This is a genomic window from Nocardia sp. NPDC055165, assembly GCF_053606985.1.
Genome location: NZ_JBSGSS010000010.1, coordinates 156,654 through 170,936, shown reverse-complemented (window position 1 = coordinate 170,936; position 14,283 = coordinate 156,654). Strand labels below are relative to the sequence as shown.

General features: G+C 67.1%; 15 protein-coding genes. 7 read left to right on the top strand and 8 right to left on the bottom strand.

What is annotated here, in order from left to right:
- The first annotated feature begins 3 nt into the window (after positions 1-3).
- The 3 genes from ACWFRF_RS21850 to ACWFRF_RS21840 all read left to right on the top strand — a co-directional run bounded on the left by ACWFRF_RS21850 (position 4) and on the right by ACWFRF_RS21840 (position 2,329).
- Complete coding sequence (locus ACWFRF_RS21850) at positions 4-690, top strand: ZIP family metal transporter (RefSeq protein ID WP_378991182.1); 687 nt, start codon at positions 4-6, stop codon at positions 688-690.
- A 106-nt stretch (positions 691-796) separates the two neighbouring features.
- Entirely contained in the window at positions 797-1,597 is an 801-nt protein-coding gene (locus ACWFRF_RS21845) for a DUF6585 family protein (RefSeq protein WP_378991184.1), read from the top strand.
- A 66-nt stretch (positions 1,598-1,663) separates the two neighbouring features.
- Positions 1,664-2,329, top strand: coding sequence for a suppressor of fused domain protein (locus tag ACWFRF_RS21840; protein WP_452451936.1), 666 nt, complete (start codon positions 1,664-1,666; stop codon positions 2,327-2,329).
- A 9-nt stretch (positions 2,330-2,338) separates the two neighbouring features.
- Here the strand turns inward: ACWFRF_RS21840 and ACWFRF_RS21835 are convergent, their stop codons facing one another.
- From ACWFRF_RS21835 to ACWFRF_RS21825, 3 genes are all read right to left on the bottom strand, one after another.
- Positions 2,339-2,680, bottom strand: a complete 342-nt coding sequence (locus tag ACWFRF_RS21835; RefSeq protein ID WP_379318224.1) for a hypothetical protein — start codon at positions 2,678-2,680, stop codon at positions 2,339-2,341.
- Between the two features lie 87 nt (positions 2,681-2,767).
- Positions 2,768-4,393, bottom strand: coding sequence for a chaperonin GroEL (groL, locus tag ACWFRF_RS21830; protein ID WP_266294031.1), 1,626 nt, complete (start codon positions 4,391-4,393; stop codon positions 2,768-2,770).
- A gap of 242 nt (positions 4,394-4,635) precedes the next feature.
- Positions 4,636-5,367: a Clp protease N-terminal domain-containing protein gene (locus ACWFRF_RS21825; RefSeq protein WP_452451933.1), complete on the bottom strand. Its 732-nt coding sequence runs from the start codon at positions 5,365-5,367 to the stop codon at positions 4,636-4,638.
- A gap of 72 nt (positions 5,368-5,439) precedes the next feature.
- Between ACWFRF_RS21825 and ACWFRF_RS21820 the strand changes: the two genes are divergently transcribed.
- Entirely contained in the window at positions 5,440-6,690 is a 1,251-nt protein-coding gene (locus ACWFRF_RS21820; RefSeq protein ID WP_452451931.1) for a hypothetical protein, read from the top strand.
- A gap of 99 nt (positions 6,691-6,789) precedes the next feature.
- Here ACWFRF_RS21820 and ACWFRF_RS21815 read toward each other — a convergent pair whose 3' ends face one another.
- The 5 genes from ACWFRF_RS21815 to ACWFRF_RS21795 all read right to left on the bottom strand — a co-directional run bounded on the left by ACWFRF_RS21815 (position 6,790) and on the right by ACWFRF_RS21795 (position 10,856).
- Entirely contained in the window at positions 6,790-7,872 is a 1,083-nt protein-coding gene (locus ACWFRF_RS21815) for an NAD(P)/FAD-dependent oxidoreductase (RefSeq protein WP_452451929.1), read from the bottom strand.
- Between the two features lie 96 nt (positions 7,873-7,968).
- Positions 7,969-8,886, bottom strand: coding sequence for an RNA polymerase sigma-70 factor (locus ACWFRF_RS21810; RefSeq protein ID WP_452451928.1), 918 nt, complete (start codon positions 8,884-8,886; stop codon positions 7,969-7,971).
- Positions 8,887-8,921: 35 nt separating this feature from the next.
- Entirely contained in the window at positions 8,922-9,803 is an 882-nt protein-coding gene (locus tag ACWFRF_RS21805) for a CDP-alcohol phosphatidyltransferase family protein (RefSeq protein ID WP_378633841.1), read from the bottom strand.
- Positions 9,800-10,513: a phosphatidylserine decarboxylase gene (locus ACWFRF_RS21800; RefSeq protein WP_364403759.1), complete on the bottom strand. Its 714-nt coding sequence runs from the start codon at positions 10,511-10,513 to the stop codon at positions 9,800-9,802. Before ACWFRF_RS21800 ends, ACWFRF_RS21805 begins: the two co-directional genes overlap by 4 nt.
- A 70-nt stretch (positions 10,514-10,583) precedes the next feature.
- Positions 10,584-10,856, bottom strand: coding sequence for a GlsB/YeaQ/YmgE family stress response membrane protein (locus tag ACWFRF_RS21795; RefSeq protein ID WP_101465422.1), 273 nt, complete (start codon positions 10,854-10,856; stop codon positions 10,584-10,586).
- 233 nt (positions 10,857-11,089) lie between these two features.
- Between ACWFRF_RS21795 and ACWFRF_RS21790 the strand changes: the two genes are divergently transcribed.
- The 3 genes from ACWFRF_RS21790 to ACWFRF_RS21780 all read left to right on the top strand — a co-directional run bounded on the left by ACWFRF_RS21790 (position 11,090) and on the right by ACWFRF_RS21780 (position 14,198).
- Positions 11,090-12,115 carry a beta-ketoacyl-ACP synthase III gene (locus ACWFRF_RS21790; RefSeq protein ID WP_378991197.1) on the top strand — a complete coding sequence of 342 codons (1,026 nt, stop codon included), beginning with the start codon at positions 11,090-11,092 and terminating at the stop codon, positions 12,113-12,115.
- A gap of 190 nt (positions 12,116-12,305) precedes the next feature.
- Positions 12,306-12,497, top strand: coding sequence for a hypothetical protein (locus tag ACWFRF_RS21785; RefSeq protein ID WP_378633833.1), 192 nt, complete (start codon positions 12,306-12,308; stop codon positions 12,495-12,497).
- 33 nt (positions 12,498-12,530) lie between these two features.
- Entirely contained in the window at positions 12,531-14,198 is a 1,668-nt protein-coding gene (locus tag ACWFRF_RS21780; RefSeq protein ID WP_378991198.1) for an FAD-dependent oxidoreductase, read from the top strand.
- Positions 14,199-14,283 lie beyond the last annotated feature (85 nt).

Here is a 14,283-nt window from a genome sequence, read left to right as displayed (position 1 = left end):
GGCATGTCTACCGCCCTGCTGTACGGCCTCGGTACCGCGGTCCCGCTGCTGATCGGGGTGGCGGTGGGGCTGCGGTGGACGCTGCCGAAAGCCGTGCTCGCCGCGATGATGGCGTTCGGCGCGGGCACGATGATCGCGGCGATATCGGAGGAGCTCTTCGCGCCCGCCTTCCACCGCGACGGCGCGCTGCTCGCCGGCAGCGCGCTGTTCGCCGGTGCGGGGGTGTACGTGGTCGCCAACCATCTCATCGAGAACAAACTGGGGCCCGCCGCTATCGGCTGGGCGTTGCTGCTCGGGACGGTGCTCGACGGCGTGCCGGAGAACCTCGCACTGGGTGTATCCCTCAGTGGTGGAGGCGGATTGGTGTTGGTGGTCGCGATCGCGGCGGGCAATGTGCCCGAAGCGGTCAGCGGGGCGGTACTCATGCGCGAGCAGCACGGGTTCGAGGCGGGCCGGACCTTCGCGCTCTGGGCGGTGACCGCCGCGGTGCTCGTCGCGGTGACCGTGCTGGGAAACGCTTACGCCGACTCGGTTTCGACGACCGCGATCAGCGCGGTCCAAGCGTTCGCGGGCGGCGCCACGATCGCGGTGCTGGCCGACTCGCTCGTCCCCGAGGCCTATCGCGAAGGCGGCTGGTGGGTCGGAATGGCAACCGCGGCAGGATTCTTCGTCGCTTTCGCCATCGGCTGAGCCATTCCGCCCGGTCGCGGCCAGAATTTCATCTCCGTACCGGTGGCAATATTCCGCCGGTTCGCATACGCTTCGCCGCGGATGAAAACGCCTCTTGGAGGGACGAGTGATCACTCCGAACAGGCCGGAGGACGTAGCCGATGCTCGGCACGCGGTGCCGTTGACCCAACTGATACACCTGATGGCGGAGTATCAGCAGCTCGGCGCGCACCGTGACACCTTTCTCGCCACCCCCGCCGACGACACCTTCGTGCGCGGCTGTGGCATCGTCGCGGGCTGTATCGCCACCATCGGCATCATCGTCGCGGCCGTCGGCGGCTGGCAGGGCGGTGTGGCACTGCTCGTGATCGCCGGCGCGCCCGTCCTGCTCGCACTGCGCCGCGGGGTGATCAACCGGCAGAACCGCGCCGCCCGCATCGACCTGTTCGACCAGGGCGTCACCGTCTACCGCTCGGGTCAGCGCGTGGCCGGATTCCGGTGGGACAGCACCGAAGTGCGTCAGCACGCGATCCCGTTCCACGACACCACCCCCGTCACCTATCTGCTGGAGCTGTCGGGCCCCGGCGGTGTCGAAGCGACCATCGACGAAGAGGGTTTCGCCCGCGCCCGCGAATGGGCCCGCGCCATCCAATCCGCCGTCACCGCAACCCAACTCCCCGCCGCGGTGGCCGCCATCGACAACGGCGAAACCGTCCCCTTCGGCGACCTCTCCCTCTCCCTCGACGCCCTCACCTTCCGCAGCGAAGCCCTGTCCTGGGAAGACATCCAGCTCATCGACGCCCGCAGCGGCCACATCCGCATCAAACTCTCCGGCGTGTGGATGTCGCTGGCCCCCGTCAGCACCATCCCCAACTTCTACATCTTCAACGAACTCGCCGAACGCCTCCGCCTCACACCGGTCGGCTGAGCTCGCACGAACCTTGCCTGCTTGATCAGCTGCATACCGATCACTTTCATTGAGATCGGCGCGTGGATGATCTATCCGGCCTCACGGCTGCACTACATAAGTTTCGGAATGACCGAGCTGGACGAGAAGGAATCCCAGAATCCCGACGAGTCCGGTTGGGGCTTCGAATTCACGTTCCGCCTCACCCGTCGGCCCGAAGAACACGAGGCGCCGGTGTGGCTGGTCGGCTTCCTTCAGAATCTGGCTCGCTACGTCTACTCCTCGGGCAACTGGTTCGAAGCTGGTGACCATGTCGATGCCAACGGCCCGATCTTCCTCGACCGCCAGGATTCGCTGATCCGCGCATTCGCTTTCACCGCCGATCCCGAACTCGGTCCCGTCGACTCGCCGAACGGCCGATTCCAGTTCCTTCAGGTCGTCGGCCTCACCCTGGACGAGTACGACGCAGCGCGGAGTTGGCGTACCCAAGGCCTACTGGGGGCAGTCGCGCCGCACATGCCGCTGTACATAACCGATCTCGACCGAACCAGCATGCTCGAACACGACGATGTCGGTGCTGCAATCCGTACGGGCATCGCACGCGACGGCTCCGGTCTCGGCATGCTCTACGTCGAAACAGCCTCGTGGGAATCCTCGGACGGTTGCCTGCACCTAGCAGCGCTCCACAACACCAGCCCTGGCCCGCTCCCCATCCGCCCACAACTGGTCATCGCATTCGACCACGAGACGTGACTCACCCGACTACCCGTCCGACGGCGGTGCGAGATCCTTCTTCGCCAGGTCGTTCAGGCTCGAACAACCTATCCACAACATCGCCGCACCGATGATGACCCGCACCGAGTCCAGGACATTGTTGATCATCTTCACGTCCGCGTAGTTGGCGCCGGACTTCGACATCGCACACGAGTTATCGTCTGGGGCCATGTCGTAGCTGGTGAAATCCAGGACGAGGGGGCTCCAGTCGTGACATGTGACCGTGCCGTCGACCAGGTCGAGCAAACCCGACAGGATCGCCCAGCCGCAAATTATCCCCATCAGTACACAGAACAACCAGTACTTGCGGACCGTGTGGACGATCGCCATGTTCACTCCCCTATTTCATGCCGAAGACCGGCCCACCGAGTGGTGGACCGGTCTACGTGATTTGCGTTGGGCTAGCTGATCAGCGGATCAGAAGTCCATGCCGCCCATGCCGCCGGTGGGGTCGCCCGCGGGGGCGGACTTCTCCGGCTTGTCGGCGACTACGGCCTCGGTGGTGAGGAAGAGCGCGGCGATGGAGGCCGCGTTCTGCAGGGCCGAGCGGGTGACCTTGACCGGGTCGGCAACGCCGGCGGCCAGCAGGTTCTCGTAGACACCGGTGTCGGCGTTCAGGCCTTCGCCCTCGGGGAGGTTGGAGACCTTCTCGGCCACGACGCCGGGCTCGAGGCCCGCGTTGAAGGCGATCTGCTTGAGCGGAGCCGACAGCGCGACGCGCACGATGTTGACACCGGTCGCCTCGTCAGCGGTCAGGCCGCTGAAGCCGTCGAGCGCGGGGGCGGCCTGCAGCAGCGCGACGCCACCACCGGCAACGATGCCCTCTTCGACGGCGGCCTTGGCGTTGCGCACGGCATCTTCGATGCGGTGCTTGCGCTCCTTGAGCTCGACCTCGGTGGCGGCACCGGCCTTGATCACCGCGACACCGCCGGCCAGCTTGGCCAGACGCTCCTGCAGCTTCTCACGGTCGTAGTCCGAATCCGAGGACTCGATCTCGGCGCGGATCTGCGCCACGCGGCCCTTGATGGCCTCCGCGTCGCCCGCACCCTCGACGATGGTGGTCTCGTCCTTGGTGATGACGACCTTGCGCGCGGTGCCGAGCAGCTCGATGCCTGCGGTCTCCAGGGAGAGGCCGACCTCTTCGCTGATGACCTCGCCACCGGTGAGGATGGCGATATCGGCCAGCTGGGCCTTGCGACGGTCACCGAAGCCCGGCGCCTTGACGGCGACAGACTTGAAGGTGCCACGGATCTTGTTCACGACCAGGGTCGACAGGGCTTCGCCCTCGACGTCCTCGGCGATGATCAGCAGCGGCTTACCGGCCTGGATGACCTTCTCCAGCAGCGGCAGCAGGTCCTTGACCGTCGAGATCTTGGACGAGACGAGCAGGATGTACGGATCCTCGAGGACCGCTTCCTGACGCTCGGGGTCGGTCACGAAGTAACCGGAGATGTAGCCCTTGTCGAAGCGCATGCCCTCGGTGAGCTCCAGCTGGAGCCCGAAGGTGTTGCTCTCCTCGACGGTGATGACACCTTCCTTGCCGACCTTGTCCATCGCCTCGGCGATGAGCTGGCCGATGGCCGGGTCGCCCGCGGAGATACCAGCGGTAGCAGCGATCTGCTCCTTGGTGTCGATCTCCTTGGCGGTGTCGAGCAGCTTGGCGGTGACGGCCTCGACGGCCTTCTCGATGCCACGCTTCAGGCCGAGCGGGTTCGCGCCGGCCGCGACGTTGCGCAGACCTTCACGCACGAGCGCCTGGGCGAGCACGGTGGCGGTGGTCGTACCGTCGCCGGCGACGTCGTCCGTCTTCTTGGCGACTTCCTTGACCAGCTCGGCGCCGATCTTCTCGTACGGGTCCTCGAGGTCGATCTCCTTGGCGATGGACACACCATCGTTGGTGATCGTGGGGGCGCCCCACTTCTTCTCGAGTACGACGTTGCGACCCTTCGGGCCCAGCGTCACCTTGACAGCGTCGGCGAGGGCGTTCAGACCCCGCTCGAGACCGCGACGGGCCTCTTCGTCGTACGCAATTGTCTTGGCCATTGCGTTGAGATCCTCCACATGTCTATGGCTGACACACGAGACGACCACAGGTTGGATCGCCCCAAAGTACGCTGGCCAGGAGGTGCCCGCGACGGACGACCGAGGGTGTCGATGGAACCCGATCTCACCGTCCCGACCTGGCACTCAACAGTCACGAGTGCCAAGCCATTTTTAGCACTCAGGTGGTGAGAGTGCAAGGTCGCGCCCAGCGCGCAGGACACACCGGGCGCGCCCCCGCGTTCTCAGGTCTCGTCCTGCACCGAAGCCAGGAACTGATTCAGCAGCTCGACGAGCTCGGCCTCTACGACGGCCTTGTCAAGGCCCAGACCGCTGAGTACGCCCGCGCCGTTCTCCTGTTCCAGCAGAGCCAGCAGGATGTGCTCGGTGCCGATGTAGTTGTGACCGAGCCGCAGCGCCTCGCGAAAGGTGAGCTCGAGGACCTTCTTCGTGTCGCCGTCGAAGGGGATGAGCGCGGGCACGTCACCGTCGGCGGCGGGCAGCGAGGCGGTCGCGGCAGCGCGCACGGCGTCCAGTGCGACACCCCTGGCGATGATCTCCTTGGCTGCCAGACCTTCTGACTGGCCGATCAGGCCGAGGATCAGATGCCCGAGCGCGATCTGGCTGCTCCCCGAGGCGCGGGCCGCCTCCTGCGAGCCGACGACCACCTGCCGGGCCCGGTCGGTGAACTTGGCGAAGCCCGCCTGCGGATCCATGGCGGCCGCGTCGCTCGGACCCTTGGGCACGAATCGTTTCTGCACGGCCTGCTTACTGACGCCCATGCTGGCGCCGATATCGGTCCAGGAGGCGCCGGAACGGCGAGCCTGGTCGACGAAGTGGCCGATCAGGTGGTCGGCGGTCTCGCCGAGGTGATTGGCGGCGACCACCGCGTCGGAGAGTTGGTCGAGGACGTTGTCGGGGCGGGCCTTCTTGATGCCGTCGATGAGGTCGTCGAGGCGAAAGTTCGGAGTGCTCATGCGTCAACCATAGGTTGACGATGTCGGATCGTCAACGATTGGTTGACGGCAAATTCCTGGCAGAGTGTCGCCATGGGGAGAATTCGGCGCTGGGCGCCGCGCGTGGTGGGGATCATCGTGACGGCGGCGTGCCTGATCGGAGCCGGGCGACTGCTGTGGCCGCAACCGGGCCTGGACGGGCAGCCCGGGTCGACCGCGCGCCAGCTGGCCTTCGTGCGTGACGCGCTCGACGACGGCTCGGATACCGCTGCGCAGCAACTGTTTCCGGAGGGGTACGTCTTCTCGAACGTGCTCTACGGTCTCGCCTGGGTACAGGCCGCGCACACCGATCCAGGACTGCGTGACAACGCGCTCCGCGAAGCACGCTGGGCGCTGGCCAGAACCGAATCCGACGAGGGCCGTGCGGTTTTCAGCCCCGGGTTGCAGCCCGCGTACGGAGTGTTCTGGGCCGGGTGGACCAACTGGCTGCGGGGCGCGATCCTGTCGCTCGATCGCTCCGATACCACTGCGGTGCACCAGTTCTCCACGCACAGCGCCGAGATCGCACAGGCGTTCTCCGCGGCCGGCACACCGTTTCTCCAGGCCTATCGAGGTCAGGCGTGGCCGGTCGATTCGACCGTCGCGGTGGCTTCCCTTCGCCTGCACGACAAGCTGTTCGGGGCGCAGTACACGGCGGTGATAGATCGCTGGCTCGCGCAGGCCGAGACCCGCCTCGACCCCGCGACCGGCCTACTGCCGCATCAGGTTTCACCGACCGACGGATCGATGCTGACCGGCGCCCGGGCAACCTCGCAGACAGTGATACTTCGATTCCTGCCCGAGATCGACCCAGCATTCGCGAGGAGCCACTACGCGCGGTACCGAGACCGATATCTGACCTATCCAGGCGGTTTCGGGCCCGCCATTCGCGAATATCCGAAAGGTGTCGACGGGAGCGGTGACGTCGATTCGGGACCGTTGGTCGCCGGAGTCAGCCTTTCCGCCACTGTCGTCGCCCAGGGCGCCGCCCGCGTGAACGGCGACAGCGACTTGGCGGCCGCGATCGGCTCCGCAGGTGAGCTGCTCGGACTGCCGGTCGGCCTGCCCGGCTCCAAGCGGTATGCCTTCGGCCTGATGCCCATCGGGGACGCGTTCGTGGTGTGGTCGTCTACGGCACGTCTGCTGACCGAGCCGACGACGGCGTTCGAACGAGATGTGCGCTGGTGGTGGCGGCTTCCATGGCTCAGCGTGCTCCTCGCGATCGCGATCGCGCCCTGGGCACGGCCGCTGACCCGACACGCTCGACGCCGGTGGCCGCGCCGCAGACGAGACACCGCCACCTGACCACACCGGACGACCCCGGCGCGATCGCCCCACTTCGCGGCCCCCGGTCAGATCTGACCCAACGGCCGCGAAAAGGGCGATTACGCCAGTCCGGTCGGACTATCGCAGGCCGACCGTGAAGGCCGTGCCGCGCACGATCAGTTCCTTGATCAGCGCCCCGACACGGCCCGTGAGCACCGTGCTCGTCGGGGTGTCATCGGCCTTGACCACCTGGAACACCGCGTCACGGCGGCCCAGGCTGATGCACTGCGCGACGTAGCGGCCCTTCATCGGCTCGGGTTCGCGGCCACGCGCCCGCGCCGTGATGGCCCCGACAACGTACTGGCCGGCGGGAATCGCTGTCGCGCAAGCCATCCGCAGCGGGCGGCCGTCCACGCCGACCATCAGCGCGGCGTCGCCGACGGCGTAGATGTCGGGGTGCGACACCGAGCGCAGCGTGTCGTCGGTGCGGATACGGCCGTCGTCGGCGACCTCCAGACCCGCGCGACGAGCCAGATCGGGGACGGTGAAACCAGTGGTCCAGACGGTGGTATCGGCGGGCACCAGGGTGCCGTCGGCGAGCCGAACCGCATCGGAGAGCACCTCGACAACCTTGACACCGGAACGGATTTCGACGCCGGCCCGCGTGAGCGCGTCCCGGATCAACTGGTGCGCGCGCGGCGAGAGCCAAGCGCCCGGGTCCTCGTTACCGAGCAGGCTGATCCGCGAATCCGGCTGCGACTCAGCGAGTTCGGTGGCCAGTTCGATGCCGGTCGGGCCCGAGCCGACGATGACGATCTGACCCGACAGTTCCGTCAGGTCCTCGGCGGTGGCGACGAACTTCGCGTGCTCGGCCGCTCCGGGCACGGCGTCGCGGTCGGCCTGGCTGCCGAGCGCGTAGACGAGGGTGTCGTAGTGCAACGTCCACTCGCCGTCCAGGGCAACGATCTTGCGATCCGGGTCCAGGTCGGTGACCCGCGCCTGGAGGAATTCGATGCCCTTACGTCCCAGCGACTTCCGCAGGTCGAGCCGCTTGACCGGCTGACCGGCGGCGGCCTGGTGCAGACGCACCCGCTGCACGAATTCGGCGCGGCCGTCCACGACGGTGATCTGGGAGTCGCGAGTCTTCTTCGCGAGGGCACGGGCCGCGGTGAGTCCCGCGTACCCGGCGCCGAGGACGACGATCCGATGCTGACCGGTCATGGTGTGGCTCCTTCTCTCGAAATGCCTACACACACCAGACCGATCAGCCCCCGAGTTCCTGACAGGTCTTTGCAGTGACCTGCATCACACTACGAATCAGGCCACGACCGCAGTCAACTTCACCGGGTTCACCACCGTGCGGACCGCCGCGATCGCGCCTGCCTCGTCGAAGTCGAAGACGAGCACACCCACCGTGGCTTCGTCCTGGAACAGGACCAGCGCCACGTCACCGTTGATCTCGGTGAATTCGAACCGTGCGGTGGGGCTGAGGAAGCGCCGCAGGTTGGACAGGTAGCGCGCGACGATGTCGGCCCCGACCACCGGGCGCTTGGCCGCGACAACCCGGCCACCACCATCGGCCACCGACACCACGTCGTCGGCGAGCAGTTCGCGCAGACCGGCCACATCGCCGGTCGAGGCCGCTTGCAAGAACTTCTCGATCATCGTGCGCGCGTGCTCGGCCGACACCACGAAGCGCTGCTTACCGGTGCGCACCCGCTGACCGGCCCGATGGAATATCTGCTGGGTGTTGGCCACGGTGAGGTCGAGCATCTCCGCGATCTCGGCATGGGAGTAGCCGAACGCCTCGCGCAGCACGAACACGGCGCGTTCGATCGGGCTGAGCCGTTCCATCGCGGTGAGCACCGCCAGGGACACCGATTCGCGTTCCTCGACGGTGCCCAGCGGACCGAGCGCGCCGCCGCCGGTCGGTACCGGCTCCGGCAGCCACTGCCCGACATAGGTCTCACGCCGGGCGCGAGCCGAAACGAGCTGGGTACGACACAGATTCACGGTGACGGTCGTCAACCACGCTTCGGTATTGGCGATCTCGGCGTGGTCGGCCAGCGCCCACCGCAGGTATACCTCCTGCACGACGTCCTCGGCCTCACTCGCCGCACCGAACATCCGGTACGCAAGCGAGAACAGCCGCGGCCGATGCTCCAGAAACTCAGTGATATCGGTGGCCGGCGCCGTGGGGTCCTCGGGTGGCGGAGGTGGCGTTGATTGCTCCATGTCGAAACGTCCAGTCGCGAGGGTCGTATGCCTGGTCAGTCGTCGTTGCGCGGGCGGCGCAGGCGCAGGCGCGCCGAACCACGGATCGCCGGTCGGCGGATCGCGGGCATCCGTCGCTGCGCCCGCCGTTGGGCCCGCCGCTCAGCTGGCTTGTGCTGCCAGGTCTCCGGCCGCGCGGCCACCCAGCGGGCCGACCGCCAGGCGAACGGGATGTGCGCGAGGTAGAGCGCAACCAAGATCAGCAGCAGCACGATCGGGTACGTGACCAGCAGCGCGGCGGCCAGCGCGGTGAGCACCAGCAGCCCGGCCGCAGCCTGCGGGGCGACCGACACCGACTTCATCGCCAGGGTCGGGATGGTGCTCACGCACAGCAGCGCGGCGAAGACCGTCCAGGCGGCGACGAAGGCGAAACCGTCCCACCAGCCGTCGCCGAACTGCACCTTCAGCGCGATCGGCACCAGCGCGATCAGCGCTCCGGCGGGCGCGGGGACACCGACGAAGTACTCACGCGCCCAGTTGGGCCGGGAATCGTCGTCGAGCAGGGTGTTGAAGCGGGCAAGGCGCAAGACCAGGCTCACCGCGAACAACAGCGCGACGATCCAGCCCGCGCTGTTGCCGTCGAGCAGGGTCACGTAGATGACCAGCGCGGGCGCGACGCCGAACGAGATCGCGTCCGAGAGCGAATCGAGTTCGGCGCCCATCTTGCTGGTGGCGTCGAGCATGCGCGCGAGCCGCCCGTCGAGCGTGTCGAGCACGGCGGCGGCACCGACCATCGCCAGCGCGATCCCGAGCTCACCGTCGAGCCCGAACTTCACTGCCGACAGGCCGGCGCACAGCGCGAGAATGGTGACGACGCTCGGCAGCAATCGCACCGAGCGGGGTCGTTTGCGAGGTGCTGTGCGAGCCTGTTCGATCATCCCAGCACAGCCAGGACTGTTTCGGCCCCGATCGTGCGCTGCCCGGGGGCCACCAGCAGTTCGGTGCCGATCGGGAAGTACGTGTCGACGCGAGACCCGAACCGGATCAGGCCGTAGGTGTCACCGATGGTGAGCAGGTCACCGACGCGGGCATCGCAGACGATGCGACGGGCCAGCAGTCCGGCGATCTGCACCACGACGACCTGCTTACCGTCGGCAGTGTCGATGACCATGCTGTTGCGCTCGTTGGCGTCGGAGGCCTCCGGCAGATCGGCCGAGAGGAACTTGCCCGGCTGATGCAGCACCTCGCGCACGGTTCCGGACACCGGAACGCGCTGCACGTGCACATCGAGCACCGACAGGAAGATGCTGACGCGCGGCAACGGCTGATCGCCGAGTCCGAGCTCGACGGGCGGCACCGCGGTGTCGACCAGCGCCACTTCACCGTCGGCGGGTGCGACCACGATGCCCGCCCGGTTCGGCGGCACGCGATGCGGGTGCCGGAAGAAAGCGGCGCAGGCGGCGGCCGAGGCCAGACCGGCCCTCCGCACCCATTTATTACGTCCGCCGATGACCGCCACTGCCAACGGCACCGCCACGAACGGCAGTCCGGCGGGATGTAGTGGGGGTACAGCGGCCCGCACCAAGTCGACGACATGTCCGACGCCGGTGGTATCGGGCGTGCCGGGCGGGGTGGGGCGGCGTGCCACGGGCTCCCTCTTTCGTGTGATGACTACAAGCGATCACACCTTACGGGAAGCCCGGGGCAAGCACCTGTGGTCAGTGGACCGATTTACGCCCGGTGAACAGCTTCACCAGGTACAACAACACGCAGGCGCCCACCAGACAGGTGATGAAGCTGAAGATCCAGCCCGCGCCTTCCACATCGACGCCGAACAGACTCAGCACGAAGCCGCCGAGTAGCCCGCCGATGATCCCGACCACGATATTGAGCAGGATGCCCTGCTGTGCGTCGGTCTTCATGAACTTGCTCGCGATCCAACCGGCCAGACCGCCGATGATGATCCAACTGATGATGCCGAGTCCGAGCATGCTGTCCTCGATCCCTCGAAGGGTCGGCGAGCAATCGCCTTGTCACCAAGATACCCCCGGCTCCACTGTGACAATCGACACTCTGATCATGAGACGCTAATATGAGGAAGCCTCATGTCTGAGCGTTCACATGGTGTCCACGTACGGGTCACGGGCGATGAGGGACAGATTTCGATGCTTCGGGTACACCCAGCGGTACTGCCGCAGGTTGACAGGTACATAGGAGACGCACAATGGCTCGAATCGCCCAGACGACGGGTACTGAGCACACCGCCATCCTCGGATTGGGCGTCTACCGCCCGGCTCGGGTGGTCACCAACGACGAGGTAGCGGGGCCGATCGACTCCAGCGACGAGTGGATCCGCACCCGGTCCGGCATCCATACCAGGCGCTTCGCCTCGGACGAGGAAACCATCCAGTCCATGAGCGTCGCCGCCGCGCGCGACGCGATCGCCGCCGCCGGGGTGCAGGTCGACCAGATCGACTGCGTCATCGTGGCGACGTCGACCCATCTCATGCTCACCCCGGCCATCGGCCCACGCATCGCCACCGAGCTGGGCATGACCGGCGCGGCCGCCTTCGACATCTCGGCGGGCTGCGCCGGGTTCTGTCACGCGGTGGGCATGGCATCGGACCTGGTCCGGGCAGGCACCTCGAATCACGTGCTGGTGCTCGGCGTCGAAAAACTCACCCCCACCGTCGACTTCACCGACCGCGCGACGGCCTTCCTGTTCGCCGACGGCGCGGGCGCGGTCGTCGTCGGCCCGTCCACCGAACAGGGCATCGGCCCGACCGTGTGGGGTTCGGACGGCACTCAGCACCACGCCATCCGCCAGACCAAGGACTGGGTGGAGTTCTTCGACGAGATCGAGGAGAAGGGCACCGACGCGGTGCGCCCCTATCTCACGATGGAGGGCACCGCGGTGTTCCGCTGGGCCGCGCACTCGCTGGAGAAGGTGTGCCGCGACGCGATCGACCGCGCGGGCCTGACCACCGGCGACCTCGACGCGATGATTCCGCACCAGGCCAACGGCCGGATCATCGAGATCATGGCCAGGGTGCTCGAGCTACCGGAGCACTGCGCGCTCGCCAACGACATCGAGGATTCCGGCAACACCTCGGCAGCATCGGTCCCCCTCGCGATGGAGGCGCTGTTGCGCAAGGGCGAATCGAAGCCGGGCGACACCGCGCTGCTGATCGCCTTCGGCGCCGGGCTGTCCTATGCGGCACAGGTTGTCACCATGCCCGCCTGGAAATAACCGATCAGCAAATTCTCACAAAACCGGGGTGGCCTGCGTCGAAGCAGGCCACCGACCGGTTGGCTCGCCGTGTCCACCTTGTCCCGCTTGCACCAACTCGGACATGCTGGCAAACTTTTCGCTACCGACGTTTGCTGATCGACGAAGCTCAGCCTCCAGCGTTCCCGTCGTCAACCCGAGGTGATCGGCCGTGAAACTGCGCTCACTCCTGCCACGCAGGCACATCAACGAGGTCCCGCTCCTGCCGAGCATCGGACCGGACGACGCCTTCGCGCTCCCCAGCGCGTTCGTGCCCCGCGGCACCCGTCTCAAACGCGAGGAACGCCTCGAACGATTGCTCACCCCCACCGAGCTAGACCTCGTCCTCCACCACCAGCTCTGACGGCTACCTCACAGCAGGGGGATACTCGATCGGGTGAGCACTCCCTCGGTAACCAAACCGGCCATTCTGAGCGTTGACGACGATCCCGGCGTATCGCGCGCCGTGGTGCGGGACCTGCGCCGCCGCTACGGCGCCGACTACCGGATTCTGCGGGCCGAATCGGGACCGCAGGCACTCGAGGCGCTGCGCGAGATGAAACTGCGCGGGCAGCCCGTGGCGGTGCTGATCGCCGACTACCGGATGCCCGGCATGGACGGCATCGAATTCCTCGAACAGGCGATGGACCTGCACCCCTACGCACGCCGGGTGCTGCTCACCGCCTATGCAGACACCGACGCCGCGATCGACGCGATCAATGTCATCGATCTCGACCACTATCTGCTCAAGCCGTGGGACCCGCCGGAGGAGAAGCTCTACCCGGTGATCGACGGGTTGCTCGAGGTGTGGCGCAGCGCCGAGCAGCGGCCGGTGTACGAGACCAAGGTCGTCGGTGATCGCTGGTCGCCGCGGTCTTCGCAGGTGCGAGAGTTCTTGGCGCGCAATCAGTTGCCGTATCGGTGGTATCCGGTCGACGAGCCGGAGGGCACCCGGTTGCTGGAGGCGGCGGGCGCCGATCCGCTGACCTGTCCGGTGGTGATCACGGCCGCGGGCACCGCCCTGATCCAGCCGACCGACAGCGAGCTCGCCGAAAACGTCGGGCTCACTGTCGAACCCAGCGGGGACTTCTACGACCTGATCGTGGTCGGCGGCGGACCCGCCGGACTCGGTGCGGCGGTCTACGGTGCGTCGGAGGGCTTGCGCACGGTGCTGGTCGAGCGCACGGCCACCGGCGGACAGGCGGGGCAGAGCTCGCGGATCGAGAACTATCTCGGATTTCCCGACGGGGTCTCGGGGTCACAGCTGGCGGATCGGGCGCGGCGACAGGCGGCGAAATTCGGCGCGGAGATCATCACCACTCGCGATGTGGTCGCGCTCGAGATCAACGGGTCGGCGCGCACCGTGCGATTCGCCGACGGTGGAAAGCTGTGCGCGCATACGGTTCTGATCGCCACGGGCGTGGACTATCGACGCCATCCGGCACCGGGTGTGGACGAATTCACCGGGCGCGGTGTGTATTACGGTTCGGCGATGACCGAGGCGGCCGAGTGCGCCGAACAGGAGGTCTACATCGTCGGCGGGGCCAACTCGGCCGGACAGGCCGCGGTGTTCCTGTCCCGCAACGCCCGTCGCGTGCACCTGGTTGTCCGGGGCGACTCGCTGGACAAGTCGATGTCGCACTATCTCGTCCGGCAGATCGCGGCCATCCCCAACATCGTCGTACACACCGAGACCGAGGTCGTCGGCGTCGACGGTGACACACACCTGGAACGCATCGTTCTGCGCGACAACAGCACCGGCACCGAAGACAAGGTCGACGCGCAACGGCTGTTCCTGTTCATCGGCGCCGCGCCACAGACCGGCTGGCTCGACGGCGTCGTCACCCGCGACGCCGCCGGATACGTGCTGGCCGGGCCCGACCTGATGGTCGACGGCGCGCGACCACCCGGCTGGGAACTGCCGCGCCCGCCGCAACACCTCGAGACCAGCGTCCCCGGCGTGTTCGTGGCGGGCGATGTGCACGCCGAATCCGCCAAGCGGGTCGCCTCGGCGGTCGGCGAGGGCGCGATGGCGGTCATGCTCGTCCACCGGTACCTGGCATGAGAGGTCAGCGGCCGGAGGCGGTAGCGGAGCGTAACCACGCAGGCCGCCCGATCATGCCCATTGAGACAGCGTGAGTGAGGACTCT